Below are 16,987 nucleotides of genomic sequence, written 5' to 3'. Positions count from 1 at the left end.
GGGTGCAACCCTTTTTTTGTCGGAATAATACGCAGCTCGTCAGGAAATAAATTCCGGTACGAACGTACCGCTCCTGCTTGGTGCTTTTGCTTCTAGTAAACCGCCAGGACTGCGCTAAAAGGGAGCAAAAACAGGGTTTTTCCGGATAAATCCGACTGGGTGCAACTTATTCTCGCGAAACTGGTTGCACCTTATTTGCTTTGTTGAATAGCATTCGATCCCAAGGTGCAACCGACCATAAAAGACCGGTGCACCCGGCTGATGGCTTTCCTGGGGAAACATCAGTCATAAATGCGCGGGATCCCGAATCGTCTGTCAAACGTCATCGTTTGCGCGCGGTTCACCAGCCGCCGCTACATAAAAACAAAGCCAGGGCGACACTTAATGAGCGTAAGCAATCCAACCTTGATCACGTTCGTGATCTACATCGCAGCAATGGTGCTGATCGGCTTCATGGCCTATCGCTCCACCAACAACCTTTCTGATTACATTCTGGGCGGTCGCAGCCTGGGCAGCGTCGTGACGGCATTGTCCGCCGGCGCCTCCGACATGAGCGGCTGGTTGTTGATGGGCCTGCCGGGCGCTATCTACATGTCCGGTCTCTCCGAAAGCTGGATCGCCATCGGTCTGATCATCGGTGCTTACCTGAACTGGCTGTTCGTTGCCGGGCGTCTGCGCGTGCAGACCGAGCACAACGGCGATGCACTGACCCTGCCGGATTACTTCTCCAGCCGTTTCGAAGACAAAAGCGGCCTGCTGCGGATCATCTCCGCGGTCGTGATCCTGGTGTTCTTCACCATTTACTGCGCCTCCGGCATCGTGGCTGGCGCCCGTCTGTTTGAAAGCACCTTCGGCATGTCCTACGAGACGGCGCTGTGGGCCGGCGCTGCGGCGACGATTGCCTACACCTTTGTCGGCGGTTTCCTGGCAGTGAGCTGGACTGACACCGTACAAGCGACCCTGATGATCTTCGCCCTGTTGCTGACGCCGATCATCGTGCTGCTGGCTACCGGCGGCATCGACACCACGTTCCTGGCCATCGAAGCACAAGACGCAAGCAACTTCGACATGCTGAAAAACACCACCTTCATCGGCGTTATTTCGCTGATGGGCTGGGGCCTGGGCTACTTCGGCCAGCCGCACATCCTGGCGCGTTTCATGGCCGCGGATTCGGTCAAGTCGATTGCCAAAGCACGTCGCATCTCCATGACCTGGATGATCCTGTGCCTGGGCGGCACCGTGGCAGTAGGTTTCTTCGGTATCGCTTACTTCTCGGCGAACCCGGACCTGGCTGCGCCTGTCACCGAAAACCACGAGCGCGTGTTTATCGAACTGGCAAAAATCCTCTTCAATCCTTGGGTTGCCGGTGTACTGCTGTCGGCCATTCTGGCGGCGGTCATGAGTACGTTGAGCTGCCAGTTGCTGGTGTGCTCGAGCGCCCTGACCGAAGACTTCTACAAAACCTTCCTGCGTAAAACCGCTTCCCAGGTTGAGCTGGTCTGGGTCGGCCGCGCCATGGTGCTGCTGGTTGCCCTGATCGCTATCGGTCTTGCCGCTAACCCGGAAAACCGCGTTTTGGGTCTGGTTAGCTACGCCTGGGCCGGTTTCGGTGCAGCGTTTGGTCCGGTGGTCCTGATCTCCGTGATCTGGAAAGACATGACCCGCAACGGCGCACTGGCCGGCATCCTGGTTGGCGCGATCACTGTGATCGTCTGGAAACACTTCGAGCTGCTGGGCCTGTACGAAATCATCCCTGGTTTCATCTTCGCCAGCCTGGCGATCTACATCGTCAGCAAAATGGGCGAGCCGACTCGCGGCATGCTTCAGCGCTTCGCCGCTGCCGAGGCAGATTTCCGCCTGAACAAGTGATGGGGATGAGCTGAGGCTCTGACCTTTCGCCGAACACGAAAACGGCCCGCTTCCTTTGGAGGCGGGTCGTTTTTTTTGGCTTACGCAAATCTCGAATCCCTATCTATTCCCTGTGGGAGCGAGCTTGCTCCGGGCGGCGTTCCGACGATAGCGGTCGATCATTCAATAATTAGGTCGACTGACCCGACGCCATCGCGAGCAAGCTCGCTCCCACAGTGGTTAGTGGTGCTTTTGAAGGAATTGTCTGTAGCCAAACACACTAATTGTTGAAGGATAAATCTCTAAAAAAGTAGGGCAAATCTGATTTCCCTGTCCCTACCTCAACACCCCTTGTTGCTCATGCAGAATCGCCCGCCTTCATTCTGCAGAGACACATCGGATGTTCGCTCCAGCCAATCAACCGCGTTTCACGCTGACGATCGACGGCGTCCAGAATGAGCTCAAGGTGCTTGAGTTCTCGGGCTCGGAAGCCGTCAGCCAACCCTACCGTTTTGACCTGGAGCTGGTCAGCGAGCGACCGGACATCGAGCTCGAAAACCTGCTGCATCGTCAGGCGTTTCTGAGTTTCGATGCACAAGGTTCCGGTATTCATGGTCAGATTTTTCGGGTCGGGCAAAGTGATTCCGGGAAACGTCTGACGGGTTATCAAGTCAGTCTCGTACCGCGATTGGCTTACCTCGGTCAGCGCATCAATCAGCGGATCTTTCAGCACAAAAGCGTGCCGGCGATCATCGCGCAGATCCTCAAGGACCACGGCATCCAGCGCGACTCGTTCGAGTTTCAGCTCGGCAGCGACTACTCGCCACGCGAGTACTGCGTGCAATACGCTGAAAGCGATCTGGCGTTCATCCAGCGGCTGTGTGCCGAGATCGGCATTCACTACCACTTCCAGCACAGCCTCGACGGACACCTGCTGGTGTTCGGCGATGATCAGACGGTTTTCCCTCGTCTGCCCGAGCCGACGCCATACCTGCCAGGTAGCGGAATGGCGGCCGATGCGCTGGCCATCAAACGTTTCAACGTGCGGCTGGAAACCCGCACTACAGCGGTGACCCGCCGCGACTACGACTTCAAAAAACCTCACCTGCAACTTGAAAGCCGCCTAGACAGCGAACAGCGACCGGTGCTCGAGGATTACCACTTTCCGGGTCAATTCACCGATCGCGAACACGGCAAACATCTGGTTCAGCGAGCACTCGAACGCCACAACGCCGATTTCCGTCAGGCTGAGGGACGCGGTGATGAATCGGCCTTGGTCAGCGGGCATTTCCTACACCTGGCCGAGCATCCGCGTCAGGCATGGAATGACCTCTGGCTGATCACTCAAATCGAACACCGCGGCCGCCAGCCGCAAGTGCTGGAAGAGTCAGTGACCAGCGACAATCCGGATGATTTCCAGGGCTATCGCAATACCTTTCTGGCAATACCGTGGGACGTTTCGTTTCGCCCTCCACTCGGGCCGGAAAAACCACGCATGCTCGGTTATCAACCCGCCGTGGTCACCGGCCCGGCCGACAGCGAAATTCATTGCGACGAGTTCGGTCGGGTCAAGGTTCAGCTCGCCTGGGACCGTGACGGTCCGCTCGATGAACACTCCAGTTGCTGGCTGCGCGTAGCCACCGGCTGGGCGCATGACCGTTATGGCAGCGTGATGATCCCGCGAGTCGGCATGGAAGTGCTGGTGGGATTCGTCGATGCCGATGCCGACAAACCGCTGGTGATGGGTTGCCTTCCAAACGCAGCAACACCGGTGCCACTCGACCTGCCCGCCGACAAAACCCGCAGCATCTTCCGCAGCCAGAGCAGTCCGGGAGGCGGCGGTTACAACGAATTGCGCATCGAGGATCGCAAAGGCGCCGAGGAAATCTACCTGCGCGCCCAGCGAAACTGGACTCAGCACGTGCTGAGTGATCAACAGGTGCAGGTCGATAACACCCGCAGCATCGTCGTCGCCGGTACCGCTCGTCATGAGCTGAAGGCCGACGAGCAACGCATCACCCACGGTCAGCGCCAGACCGAGGTGAAACTGGATGATCACCTGGTGGTGGTCGGTGACCGGCACATTCGCGTGACCAGCCAGGCGTTGAATGCCAGTCAGCAATTTCATGTCAGCGCCGGCCAGCAAGTGGTAATCGACGGCGGGGCCAGTGCGACGATTCAGGCGGGCGGGCAGTGGATCAACATTGGGCCGGGCGGGATCTTCAGCAGCGTGCCGATTCAGGTGGGGGGTGCGTTGATGCCAGCCATGGCCGCTGCGCCGACTTCGCCGGGTGTGCCGTTGAAACTGGCCGCAGCCCCGGCGGCGTTGCTCAGCGCGGCGCAGATCATGAGCCTGAAAGGTGATGCACCGTTCTGTGAAGAGTGCGAGCGCTGCAAGGACGGTGTCTGTGCAGCCTGATCACTTGTCGCCTCTCGACTGGCTGGAACAGCAGCCGCTGCAAGCGTCGGAGCAACTGTTCGCGATCTTCAGCAACGCCAGCGCCGCTGAACCGTTCAAAGCCTGGCAGCGCTCGATCTCCGCTCAAGCACCCAGTCCGATCTGGGCTGAGACAGCCTACGCCGAGTGGGATCCGGTGATGCCTTATGTGGGAATCATTGCTGCTGGCAGTGAGTTTTTGCAGTGGGTTGCCAACACCGAGTCTCGCGACTGGGGTTGGCTGGCGGTTTCTTCTGCCCCTCAGGAGGTGTTGATCGAGCATCTTCGCTCCCTCACTCATGTCCTTTTGCCAAACGGTAATGCGGTGTTTTTCCGCTTCTGGGACGGGCGTTATTTGCTGCCGATTCTTCGGTCGGCCGAGGTCAACGCTACGCAGCTGATGCCGGTGATCGGGCGCTGTTTGATCAACGGCCAATCGCTCGAAATCGGTGGACAAGCGCTGAGCAGCTCCCGGGTTTTTCCGTGGTGGGAAGTTTCAGAATCGCTGGTCAAACACCTCGGTACCGAGTTCGCAACCACCCGAATCAGCAACTTGCTCAAGTGGCTGAGCGAGGAGCGCCCTGATCTTTTTGAGGCGTTTTCCGAAAGCGTTTTGCGCCACAAGATCGCGATCTTTCTTGAAACACCGGACCTGCCTCAAGCACCCAAAACAGCCTTGGTGGACTACCTGATGGCGGAGCTGAACTGATGGATCAGATTGTGCGTATCGAGCAGGAGCTCGACGGTTTTAAAGACACCCTCTCCCTCTACCGTAAGCAGCTCAATCACTGGTTCAGCCAAGCGGCGGACAAGGCCAGCCGCGCCGCTGATCTGCCTTCGCTGATGGGCATGGAGCGGGTCATCAAGTTCGGCAATGCCAGCACTGCAGTGGGTAGTAGCGACAACAACTTTTTCTCCACCGTCGTGCAGTGCCCGAAGGGTGGAAAGCTAGAGATAGAGAGCAAGTTCGAATCGGTTTATGACGTTCCCGTGGGGAATATTCAGGTCGATGTGATTGCCAGCGATAGCGGCGAAAAGACGCTGGTCACCCTCGATAAAAACGGCAAGGGAACGTTCACCGGTACACCCGGCAAGTTCTACCGCGTTCACGTTCACCACGAAGTCACGCCGCAGCAAGTCGATGATCTTTTCTCTTCCTACGACGGCCTGACGAATGAGCTCGAAAACTGGCTGCAAGATGAATGGAAGACATTCAAGCCGAAGTGGTCGGAATCGTCTTCGGTTGCTGTAGGCAATGGAATGCTCGCGGGAAGTTGGGCGGCAATCGAGGGCGTGTGGGACGGCATCGGCCTGCTTTCGGACATCCTCAAGGATCCCGGGAAGTTTGGTGAGCGGTTGGGCGAGAGCGCCACAGAGCTGAAGAACCTCGCGCAAACCGCTCCGGATGTCATGGAAAAAGCCCAACTGCTGGCCAGTGACGAGGCGGCGCTGTGCCTGCTGCTGCGCACCGCCAGTCTCTGGTTGGACATGCTACCGCCCAGCGAGATCGCCGGCAAAACCGCCGAAGCCTTGTCGACGGTGGTGGTGCAGCTGTTGATCGACATCCTGATTGGCATCGTTCTGACGTTCGCTGCAGCAGGGGCCGGTATCGCCTATTTGACGATGCGGCTGGCGAATCGAGCTGCGCAATTACTCAGCGCTGTTCTGCGCCTCGTCAAAGCGATTTTCACGATCATCAACAGCTTCATCAGCTACGTCGACCGCTACAAAAAAGTCGCCGCGAGGGGCATCGCGGCCGGTATGAAAAAAGGCCGGATGCAGCTGCGCTGGGATGCCAAGCGCAACACCACGCTCAAGCAAAACGAACACCACGACAACGTTCCGGATCAGGCGAAAAACCCCAACGGCGACAGCGCCGATTCCGTTGATAAAACCGCGACCAATAAATGCCCGGTGTCGATGGTCACCGGCGAAGAACTGCTGACCCTCACCGACGGTGTGCTGGACGGAATCCTGCCGTTCGACTTCACCCGGCTCTATCGCACCAGCGCCGCAGAGATCGATATCAGCCTCGGTTTCGGCTGGAGTCACAGCCTTGCCCATCGCCTGGAAATCGACGGCGACACGGTCATCTGGATCGACCACGAAAACCGTCGCACCACTTTCCCGCTGCCAAACAGTGAACGCCCGGCGATCCACAACAGCCTGTCGCGGGCGGCGATTTATCTGGGCGATCAACCCGAAGAATTGATACTCGCCCAGGCTGGCGACGATGCGCGCTTCTATCACTTTCAAAACGGCCGACTGACAACGATCAGCGACGCTTACGACAACCGCCTGCGCATCACCCGCGACCGGCAAGACCGCATCAAACGCCTCGACAATGGCGCCGGCCGAGCCTTGCGATTGCGCTATGACCGCAGCCATTTGGTCGCCGTCGACTATCAGGTTTTTGTCCCGGCCCAGACCCTCGACGAGGCTTGGCACACAGAGCAAACGCTGGTCAGTTATAGCTACGACGAACGCGATCAACTGATCGAAGCAACCAATGCGGCTGGTGAAAGCGAGCGCTACGACTACGACGATCAGCACGTCATCCTGCAGCGGCAACTGACCGGTGGGGCGAGTTTCTTCTGGGAGTGGGAAAGGTCCGGCAAGGCGGCCCGATGCATCCGCCACTGGGCGTCGTTTGCGCAGATGGACGCGCGTTATGTCTGGGATGACGAGGGCGCTGTCACCGTCCACAACATCGACGGCAGCGAAGAGGTTTACGTCCACGACGACCAAGCGCGACTGGTGCGCAAGGTCGAGCTGGACGGTGGCGAGCACCTCAAGGCTTACGACGATCAAGGTCGGTTGCTTGCCGAGCAAGACCCGTTAGGTGCCGTCACCGAATACCGTTACGACGAAGTCGGACGGCTTATCGCGCTGATTCCGTCGGAAGATGAACCGACGGCCTACGAGTACCGCAATGGTTTCCTGCACGCACGGTTTCGCGGCAAAGCCGTCTGGAAATATCAGCGCAATGCACAGGGTGACATCACCGAAGCGACCGACCCCGACGGCCATGTCAGCCACTATCACTACGACGAAAAAGGGCTGCTGCTGTCGATCCGTTACCCGGACACCAGTCGGCATGTGTTTGTCTGGAACGCCTTGGGGCAATTGGTTGAGGAAACGCTGCCGGATGGTGGTGTGCGGCGGTTTTCCTACGACGCGCTGGGGCGGCAGATTACCCGTCAGGACGAACACGGCGCCGTTACCCAGTACCAATGGGATGCCGTCGGCCGACTGATCCAGACCACGCTTCCTACAGGCGCCAGCCGCGCGTTCAGCTACAACGCCTACGGCAAGATCACCGCCGAACGGGATGAACTGGGTCGCGTCACCCGCTACGAATACGTCGACGATCTGCACCTGGTCAGCCGCCGCCTCAATCCCGACGGAACCCAGCTGAAGTACCGCTACGACAACGCGCAGCTGTTGCTCACGGAAATCGAAAACGAATCCGGTGAAAAATATCTCCTGGACTACACGCCCAACGGCTTGATCCGACAGGAAACCGGATTCGACGGCCAACGCACGGCGTACGCCTACGACCTCAACGGCCAGTTGCTGGGGAAAACCGAGTTCGGGGAGGACGGTTCGCAGCTGGTGACGGCTTATGAGCGGGATTCGGCAGGGCGGTTGCTGGTCAAAACGTTGCCCGGCGGCATCAAGGTTGAATACCGCTACGACAGCCTCGGCCGGTTGGTCAGCGTCGACGACGGTCACGATCACCCGCTGGAGTTCGAATACGACCAGCAAGACTGCCTGATCACCGAGCACCAAGGCTGGGGAACCTTGCGCTATGGCTACGACGCCTGCGGCCAGCTCAATCGCCTGCGCCTGCCGGACGGCAGCAAACTCGACTACCACCACGCCAAGGGCGGCGCACTCACGGCCATCGACCTCAACGGTGCGCGGCTTACCAGTCACCAATTTGCCTTCGGTCGCGAGCAGCAACGCCAGCAGGGGCAGCTGCTCAGCGAATATGCCTACGACGATCAGGGCCGATTGAAGGCCCACGCTGTCAGTCAACAGCACCAAACGCTGTATCGCCGCGACTATGCCTACAGCGCCAACGGCAATCTCGACAGCATCGCCGACACCCGCCACGGCCAGCGTAGCTATCAGTACGACCCACTCAATCGCCTGACCCGCGTCCGCCACACCCGCGACGACCCACCGGAAACCTTCGCCCACGACCCGGCCGGCAACCTGCTGATGCAGGACCGCCCCGGCGCAGCGAAGGTGCTGGGTAATCGCCTGCTGATGCAAGGCGACCGTCACTACGATTACGACGCCTTCGGCAACCTGATCCGAGAACGCCGCGGCACCGCGCAAAAACTCGTCACCGAGTATCGCTACGACTGCCAACACCGACTGATTGGCGTCACAACCCCGGACGGACGTTGTACGACATATCGCTACGACGCCTTCGGTCGCCGCATCAGCAAAACCGTCGACGGCAAAACCACCGAATTCTTCTGGCAAGGCGACAACCTCGTCGCCGAAAGTGGCCGCGAGCATTACCGCAGCTACGTCTACGAACCCGGCACTTTCCGCCCATTGGCCATGCTCGACGGCAAAGGCCCACGCAAGGCCTGCCCGTTTTACTACCAGCTCGATCACCTCGGCACACCGCAGGAACTCACCAATTTTGGTGGCGAAATTGTCTGGTCGGCGAAGTACAACGCCTACGGCAAAGTCACCCGCCTTGCGTTCGGTGGGGGAGAGCAACTTGAACAACCGTTACGGTTTCAGGGGCAGTACTTCGATGCCGAGAGTGGTCTGCACTACAACCGGCATCGGTACTATGATCCGGAGATTGGCCGCTATCTGACGCCGGACCCGGTGAAGTTGGCGGGTGGGCTGAATCAGTATCAATACACGCCGAATCCGACGGGGTGGGTTGATCCGTTGGGGTTGAGCGGGAATTGCCCGCCGCCGAATAAGCCTGGGTGTAGGGCGCCGGATGATGTTAGTGAGACGGTTGTTGATGGCGGTGAGGTAAAAACTCCAAACGCGAAGTCGCGTCCTAAAAATTTTAGGAATGATGAAAAGCTTGACCTTCATTATAAAAAACACGGGAAAAAAGAGTTCGACGCTCAGAGCAAAGAGGAATACCTACAAATTTCTCGTGATGTAGTGAACCAAGGCATAAAAGTGAAATATCCGTATGAAGGAGAATTTAGAGTGGCCTATTTGCAACTGCTGGGAAATTCACAGAGGAATGGTGATACAAAGTTTGCATTTGTCGGTACTAATAATAATGGCGATATCACGACCCTGCACGTCAAAAGTGGAAAAGATTTCTGGAAAATGTTAAACGGTGATGCAAAGGATAACGAGTTGAGGCCAGTAAATGACTAAGAAGTATAGTGCGCTTGTCATGGAGATTGACGAGATCGTCGAAGAGGCGGTTGTTTTGCTTGTCAATGGTGTAATAGTCCAATGCTTTATTAACTACTGTCCATTTAAAATTGAAGTCGGTAAAACTTACGAGGTTGAGTTTGAAATGGTTTTGCCTGACAGCGTCGGCATGGAAGTAAGTCAGGATGAATATGTCGGAGTTGAAATGGAGGATGACAGTTTTTCATGTGTGGTGGCGGGCTATTTAGATGGTGCTGTATTAAGATCTTTTATTGATTTCGATGCTCAAGATATTCATTATGACTACCCGTTTTTTAACCAAAAATTTATTAAAATAAATGTTATTCGTATTGATGTGGCTTTCTGATTTTGGTGCCGGATTTTTGAGCGACGGGGGATGGATATATTCTCAATTCGCGGGCAGACCAACAAAAGCAACAAATAAATCCGTCCTCTTTTTGGTTCCCCTTTTTGGTCCGTATTCTATTGTGTCAAGTTATGGTCGGTTTTTGAAAAATGATGTTATTTATGCCTATTAAAAAATTGATTTCTACACTGCGAGCTATCTATAAGAATTGGGCAGATAGTTCGGTTTCTGCTATTCAGCAACAAACCACTTGCTGCGAACTTAATGGTGAAAGCAAGAGGTGGAGAGCCGTTCCAAGCTCTAGGTTTATAAGCCATAGTGCGCAGTTGAATGCTTTTAATGAAGCGATGACAAGGGAGGCTAGAAAAATGTCTCGTTTTACTGGAGAGGATAGTAAAGGAAATTTGTTAGTAAGAATGGAGGCTGAAAATGTAGGTGAGGGATATGAGCCTAATCCTTTAGATCCAGCCAATCCGCGTTTCATTCCTCAGATGAATGCCTTTGAAATGAAATTCGACTTTGAGACATTGCAGCCTATAGCGCTTTATCCGATAGAGAAAATTTATGCTGATGCATCCGTATCTGAACGTTCCATATAATCCAAGTGTAGAGCACTTTCTCGGTGGGTTCGATATATATGATCGCGAGGAGAGTCTTGGGGTTGAATTGTCGGCGTACGATCCTGAGTGTCCTTCAGATAGAGAATTTTTAATATCCCGGTTTATTGTCAAGCGCTTCGCCGCGTTGAGTTATCGGCACAAGTTTGTTTTGTTTTTTGTGTTGAGAGAGGCTCTTGATGGCGACTCAAGTGTGTTTGCTGAAATTTTGGAACATGATTCGAGGTCTCATTCCTCGCTTCCTCTTGGGTGGAATGAAATGAAAGATCCAAAAGCGTTTTTTGAGGATGTGTACGTCAAATTGTCCGAAGCGTGGGTTGATGATCTGTATAAAGCGAGTCAGGAGGACTTTTCAACTTGGTGAAGGCTAGTACTTAAACTAAGGCTCTGAATGCAGAATAATGAGCGCTAGATTTTCCGCGTTATTCCAATTCCTTGCTCAACAAATAAATCCGTACCATTTATGTTGATGAGTGATATTTGACGGACTGCTGCTTTGAAGATAGTGAAATCTACTCGATTTGATGATGTCGACTACGATGTTGGATATGCGTACCGCGGTTATAACCACGACATACAGAACGAAGAGGATGTGTTTCTGATCAGACTTTACGATGACGAACCCGGACAGGCAACGGTAGTAAGTCCGACTACGATGTCTAAAAACGGTAACCTTAGAAAACTTGTTGAGTTCTTACAGGCCGAGTTAGGAGTTTCCAAGATTTGTCTCTACAAGGGCGATTTGGGGAGCTACGCCGAGATCGATCTTGATAGCTTGGCATTCTGCTCCGTCTGAAGTCGGCGGCAAAAGACGGGCAAGCGTTTTTACACACTCTGGGCCGAATCTGTCGTTGTTGAGCGGCAGCTATAGGTGGTGGATTCAACAGGTGGCGAAATCAAGCCAAGCGTCAGTGAGGCCTTTCGTCACGCTTGCTTTTTTGAGCGAGATTTCCGGGCAAGGTCTTCGGAAGTTTCCTTCAACTCGTAGCGGTTTCCATGAACTGGTGTGAAATGTTCTCCATCGATAGTCTCTGGTGGTCACTGAAAATTCAGTGGTGGGGTGTAGGAACCCTTCAATACTAGAGAGGACGCTTTGGCGTCGACACCTGAATTGCGGCCATCAACATGCGTCCGTAAGATCAGTTGCGGCGGCTGTGCGCGGGCACGCTTCGGTGTGGTCGAGTTCTCTGGTCTCGATATTCCTACCCCGCGTATAGCTGCCACCCAAGCCTGTAGGAAGGCCGATGGTAGCGACCATTTACTACCAGAGGTTTCAAAAATGAAAAGTCTTCACCCCGATCCACCCTACGAAAAACCAATCCCCCACCCCAAAAACCGCTTCATGGCGCTCACCAGCAATTGCGACGACATGCCAACCCTGTTCGTCGACACCTAAGCGCCGCTGGATGTTTTGTATGACGCTGCCAGCTACCGAATTCGCGCCGTCACCCAAGTGATGGAGAACTTGTCCATGCGCGGTTCGATCGAGTGTCAGTCCTTCATTCTTAGTGATTTTGCTTTGCTCTGTGCCATTCCGTTGCGGGATGGGTGTGATGTGCTGGATGTGTTAGGGCGACGGTTGAAGGCTCGGTCTTCGGAGTAGCGCCGGGCGGCTTTTGTGGCGAGGGAGCTTGCTCCCGCTCGGCTGCGCAGCAGTCGTAAACCGGGGATTGAGGTATGTCAGGCATAACCGGATTGCAGGTTTTGGGGCTGCTTCGCAGCCCAGCGGGGGCAAGCCCCCTCGCCACAGGGTTTGTGTGATGCCCGAAAAGGGGCTGGGATAGGCCGCTCGGCTGTGAGGCCCTGACGTTCGCCGCCGTACAAGGTAAACTTCCCGCCCTTCGCAGGAGCAGCCATGAATTATCGTCACGCCTTCCATGCCGGCAATCACGCCGATGTGTTCAAACACCTGACTTTGACCCGCATCATCGCTTTGATGTCGCGCAAGGAGCAGCCGTTTGCCTATCTCGACACTCACGCCGGCATTGGTCTGTATGACCTGCAGGGTGATCAGGCGAGCCGTACCGGTGAGTACCTGGAAGGTATTGCGCGTTTGTGGGATCAGCCGGATCTGCCGGCGTTGACCGCTGATTACATGAAGGTGCTGCACGACATGAATCCGGATGGCCAGTTGCGCTATTACCCGGGGTCGCCGGAGTTGGCGCGGCGGCTGACGCGGCCGCAGGATCGGGTGATGCTCAATGAGAAACACCCGCAAGACGGTGTGTTGCTCAAGGACAACATGGCCGGCGACCGTCGGGTGAAGGTGCAGCTGGGCGAAGGCTGGCATGTGCCGCGTGCGATGTTGCCGGTGCAGGAGAAGCGGGCGGTGATGTTGATCGATCCGCCGTTCGAGCAGCTGGATGAGATGCAGCGCTGTGCGGCGTCGCTGAAAGAGGCGATCGGCCGGATGCGCCAGACCGTGGCGGCGATCTGGTACCCGGTGAAGGACCAGCGCATGTTGCGTCGTTTTTATCAGGATCTGGCGGGTACGGGCGCGCCGAAGTTGTTGCGGGTGGAGTTGCTGGTGCATCCGCTGGATACGCCGAATAGCCTGAATGGTTCGGGGCTGGCGATTGCGAATCCGCCGTGGGGGCTGGAAGAGGAATTGCGTGAGTTGCTGCCGTGGTTGTCCAAGAAGCTGGGGCAGACCCAGGGTGGTTGGCAGATGGATTGGTTGATTGCCGAATAGGGTCAATTGACGAGCAAGATCAAAAGATCGCAGCCTCGTTTCACTCGACAGCTCCTACAGGGGGAATGCATTTCTCTGTAGGAGCTGTCGAGTGAAACGAGGCTGCGATCTTTTGCTTTTTGGGATTCAGATCGGGCAAGTCACGCCGGTACCGCCAATCCCGCAATACCCTTCAGGGTTTTTGGCCAGGTATTGCTGGTGATACGCCTCGGCGAAGTAGACCGTCGGCGCTTCGTCGATTTCAGTGGTGATCGTGCCTTTGCCAGCCTTGGTCAGCTCTGCCTGGAACACTTGCTCGCTGTGCTTGGCGGCAGCCAGTTGAGTCGGGTTGGTGGCGTAGATCACCGAGCGGTACTGCGTGCCGATGTCATTGCCTTGGCGCATGCCCTGGGTCGGGTTGTGCAGTTCCCAGAACATCTTCAGCAGTTCTTCGTAGCTGACTTTCGCCGGCTCGTAGACCACCAGTACCACTTCGCTGTGGCCGGTCAGGCCCGAGCAGACTTCTTCATACGTCGGGTTCGGCGTAAAGCCGCCGGCATAACCCACCACCGTGCTGACCACGCCTTCGCGCTGCCAGAACTTGCGTTCCGCGCCCCAGAAGCAGCCCAGGCCGAAGATCGCGAAATCCACGTCCATCGCGAACGGGCCCAGCAGCGGGGCGTCGTGGACGAAGTGTTTTTCCGGCAGGTTCATTGGGGTTTCGCGGCCAGGCAGAGCTTGTTCTTTAGTCGGGAGCACGTTTTTGTTCACCAGGATTTCCGAGCGCAAGACCATCATCAGTCCCCTCAGTCAGGTTGAATGTAAATTGTCAGACACGCAGTTTGCCCGAGTGTCACCCCGCTGTCAGGCGATCGGGCCACGCGGGTAGCGCTTGAGCTTTTCGATCAGCTCGGTGCCCGGGATCGGTCGGTCGAACAGGTAACCCTGGCCGACGTCGCAGCGGTGACGGCGCAGGAAAGCCAACTGCTCGGCGGTTTCGATGCCTTCAGCCACGACCTTGAGTTTCAGGTTGTGGGCCATGGCGATCACCGCGGAGGTGATTTCCATGTCGTCCTGGTTGTCCGGGATTTCGTGGATGAAGCTTCGATCAATCTTAATGATGTCGATCGGGAATTTTTTCAAGTAACTGAGCGACGAGTAACCGGTGCCGAAGTCATCCATGGCCAGGGTCAGGCCCAGGCGCTTGAGCTGATCGAGCTGCAAGTGGGTGTCTTCGGTGGCTTCCAGCAGCAGGCCTTCGGTGAGTTCGAGTTCCAGCAGGTTTGCCGGCAGCGCTTCTTCTTTGAGGATGTTGGCGATGGACGACACCAGGTCCGGGTCGGAGAACTGCTTGGGCGACAGGTTGATTGCCACCTGAAGATTGCCCAGGCCAGCGGCGGTCAGGTCTTTGCTCATGCGGCAGGCCTGGCGCGCGATCCATTTGCCGATGGGGATGATCAGGCCGGTTTCTTCGGCGACGCTGATGAACTGGTCCGGGCGGATCATGCCTTTTTCCGGATGGTTCCAGCGCAGCAGGGCTTCCATCCCGAGCAGGCGACCGCTGCGCAGGCAGAGCTTGGGCTGATAGAACACGTCCAGCTCGTTCTGGGTCAGGGCGCGGCGCAGGTTGTTTTCGACGAACAGCTTGTAACTGGCCTCGGCGTTCAGCGCTTCGGTGAACACCTGAACCTGGTGTTTGCCGTTGGCCTTGGCCTTGTGCAGGGCGAGGCCGGCGTTGCGCATCAAGGTTTGCGGATCGCGACCGTGCAACGGCGCGCAGGCCAGGCCCACAGAGCCGGTGACGCTGATCAGCTGATTGTCGACGAACATCGGCTTGTCGAGGGTCGCCAACAATTGATTGGCAATCTGTTGGCCTGCACGCAGATCGGTGTCGTCCAGCAGCACGGCGAATTCGTTACTGGCGAACCGCGCCAGGCTGCCACTCGGGCTCAGGCTGTTGCGCAGGCGCCGGGCCAGGCTGATCAACAGTTTGTCGCCGGTCTGGTGGCCGAGGCTGTCGTTGATCCGCTTGAAGTTGTCGATGTCCACCAGCAACAAGCTGATCGGGGTATCGCTGTCTCGGGCGAAACGTTCATCAAGGTTGCGGATGAAGGCCGGGCGGTTGCCGAGGTTGGTCAGGTTATCGGTGTAAGCCAGACGCTCGATGCGCTGCTGAGCGAGCTTGGTCTGGGTGATGTCTTCGTAGATGCCGATGTAATGCGTCAGCTCGCGGTTGTCGCCGTAAACCTTGGAAATCGACAACTGGCCCCAGTAGGGTTCGAGGTTTTTGCGGCGGCTTTTGAATTCGCCTTGCCAACTGTTGCTCTTGGCCAGCGCCGAGGGCGCGTCGAACAACAGCTCGCTGAGGTTTTCCAGTGCCGGCAGTTCCGACAGCCGCTGGCCGTGGACTTCTTCGGTGGTGTACTGGGTGATCGCCGTGAAACTCGGGTTGACGTATTCCACCACGCCATCGCAATTAACCAGCAAAAAGGCGTTGGCGCTTTGCTCTACCGCACGCTGGAACAGGTGCAGGGCGCTGGTGGCGGTGCGGCGGTTATGGTTGTTGATGACCTGAGCGAACTGATCCGCCAGCTCGCCGGCGAAAGCAATTTCGTCCGATTGCCAGGCGCGGGTCATACCGGTCTGTTCCAGGCAGAGTACGCCGACCACCTGGCCGTCGACGCGGATGCTGGCGTCGAGCATCGCATTCACATCGCGCAGGCGCAGGCTTTCGGCCATTTCCCGGGTGCGCGGGTCGCGCATGGCGTTGTGGGCGTCGATGGCGCGGCCGGTGTGCAAGGCATCCAGATAATCAGGGAAGAGACTGACGTCAATCGGCTCCGGCAGCAGGTATTCCTGGCTGGCGCGGTGATAGGCCGAAATCGGCACGAGCAGTGAACCTTCGAGGTTCCACAGGCTGGCGCAGTCGATTTCGTAAATGTCACAGGCGCTGCGAGTGATCAGTTCGGCGGCTTCTTGCAGGGATTTGTTGCTGCTATAGCGCTGGCGGGTCAGCAGCAGGATCAAGTCTTGCTGGGCGCGCACCCGGTCCAGGTGCAGAAGCTGTTCCTGCTGAGCACGTTGATTGAGTTCCAGGGCGATTTGCAGGCGAGAGTTCTGGGTTTCGAGGTCCAGGGCCGGCAGCAGTTGCTCGCCCTCGAACAGGCCGTCGACCACCAGCAGGTAGCCGCGCAGCAGGTGTCGATTGTGTTGTTTGTAGGCTTCGCCCAGTTCCAGCAGGTTCAAGGCGCCTGCGGCGGTGTGCAGGGTGTAGCGGATCAGGTAATGCGGGCTTTCGGTGAGTTGCTGCTGTACCGCGTCATGCAGCTGATAGCGCGCTTCGGGTTCCATCAGGCTGGCGTAGGGCGAGCCGACCAGAGCACAGAGCTCCACCGCCGGCAGGCCGAACTGTCGTTCGCAATTGGGATCAAGAAACAGTAGCGCCCAACTCGCTTCATTCAGCCGTTCGAAACGAAGCATGCCGAGCCGCGAGGGCACAGGCAACTGCGTCACTACCTCGGCCACCATACGGCTGGCGGCATCGGGTTGGCTCTTCATATGGAGGGAAACTCGCTTCGAATAGGCTGATCGCGCCGGGCTCTCGCCCTCTTTACTGTTACCTGCGGCAAGGTTGCATCATTGCGACACTGACTGACAAGAGACATGAAGGC

The 16,987-nt window shown here is 56.8% G+C and carries 10 protein-coding genes and 1 pseudogene; 9 read left to right on the top strand and 2 right to left on the bottom strand.

All coding sequences use genetic code 11. From position 1 onward, the window contains the following. Nucleotides 1-384 precede the first annotated feature (384 nt). The 9 genes and pseudogenes from putP (at nt 385) to rlmJ (ending at nt 13,337) form a co-directional block, all read left to right on the top strand. Nucleotides 385-1,869, top strand: a complete 1,485-nt coding sequence (gene putP, locus MO767_RS14340) for a sodium/proline symporter PutP (RefSeq protein ID WP_282481035.1) — start codon at nt 385-387, stop codon at nt 1,867-1,869. Nucleotides 1,870-2,248: 379 nt separating this feature from the next. Continuing rightward, nucleotides 2,249-4,267 (top strand): type VI secretion system tip protein VgrG, encoded by a 2,019-nt coding sequence (locus MO767_RS14335; RefSeq protein ID WP_282481034.1) that lies wholly within the window; start codon nt 2,249-2,251, stop codon nt 4,265-4,267. Then, nucleotides 4,257-4,994 (top strand): DUF4123 domain-containing protein, encoded by a 738-nt coding sequence (locus MO767_RS14330; RefSeq protein WP_282481033.1) that lies wholly within the window; start codon nt 4,257-4,259, stop codon nt 4,992-4,994. Before MO767_RS14335 ends, MO767_RS14330 begins: the two co-directional genes overlap by 11 nt. After that, entirely contained in the window at nt 4,994-9,661 is a 4,668-nt protein-coding gene (locus MO767_RS14325) for an RHS repeat-associated core domain-containing protein (RefSeq protein ID WP_282481032.1), read from the top strand. Before MO767_RS14330 ends, MO767_RS14325 begins: the two co-directional genes overlap by 1 nt. Further along, complete coding sequence (locus tag MO767_RS14320; RefSeq protein WP_282481031.1) at nt 9,654-10,028, top strand: hypothetical protein; 375 nt, start codon at nt 9,654-9,656, stop codon at nt 10,026-10,028. The genes MO767_RS14325 and MO767_RS14320 overlap by 8 nt, the downstream gene beginning before the upstream one ends. 161 nt (nt 10,029-10,189) lie before the next feature. Then, complete coding sequence (locus tag MO767_RS14315) at nt 10,190-10,627, top strand: hypothetical protein (protein WP_282481030.1); 438 nt, start codon at nt 10,190-10,192, stop codon at nt 10,625-10,627. Next, entirely contained in the window at nt 10,593-11,009 is a 417-nt protein-coding gene (locus MO767_RS14310) for a hypothetical protein (RefSeq protein WP_008149669.1), read from the top strand. The genes MO767_RS14315 and MO767_RS14310 overlap by 35 nt, the downstream gene beginning before the upstream one ends. A 915-nt stretch (nt 11,010-11,924) precedes the next feature. Then, a pseudogene (locus MO767_RS14305) lies at nt 11,925-12,248 on the top strand (hypothetical protein). Nucleotides 12,249-12,500: 252 nt separating this feature from the next. After that, the gene (rlmJ, locus tag MO767_RS14300; protein ID WP_282481029.1) at nt 12,501-13,337 is read left to right on the top strand and encodes a 23S rRNA (adenine(2030)-N(6))-methyltransferase RlmJ; all 837 of its coding nucleotides are present in this window, start codon (nt 12,501-12,503) and stop codon (nt 13,335-13,337) included. A 126-nt stretch (nt 13,338-13,463) separates the two neighbouring features. Here rlmJ and msrA read toward each other — a convergent pair whose 3' ends face one another. Both msrA and MO767_RS14290 read right to left on the bottom strand, forming a co-directional pair. Continuing rightward, nucleotides 13,464-14,111 (bottom strand): peptide-methionine (S)-S-oxide reductase MsrA, encoded by a 648-nt coding sequence (gene msrA, locus MO767_RS14295; protein ID WP_134419969.1) that lies wholly within the window; start codon nt 14,109-14,111, stop codon nt 13,464-13,466. Nucleotides 14,112-14,180: 69 nt separating this feature from the next. Further along, the gene (locus MO767_RS14290) at nt 14,181-16,874 is read right to left on the bottom strand and encodes a GGDEF and EAL domain-containing protein (protein WP_282481028.1); all 2,694 of its coding nucleotides are present in this window, start codon (nt 16,872-16,874) and stop codon (nt 14,181-14,183) included. Nucleotides 16,875-16,987 lie beyond the last annotated feature (113 nt).

The sequence above is a fragment of the Pseudomonas sp. UYIF39 genome (assembly GCF_029963765.1).
Taxonomy (GTDB): Bacteria; Pseudomonadota; Gammaproteobacteria; order Pseudomonadales; family Pseudomonadaceae; genus Aquipseudomonas.
This window is presented reverse-complemented; position numbering and strand designations above follow the sequence as displayed.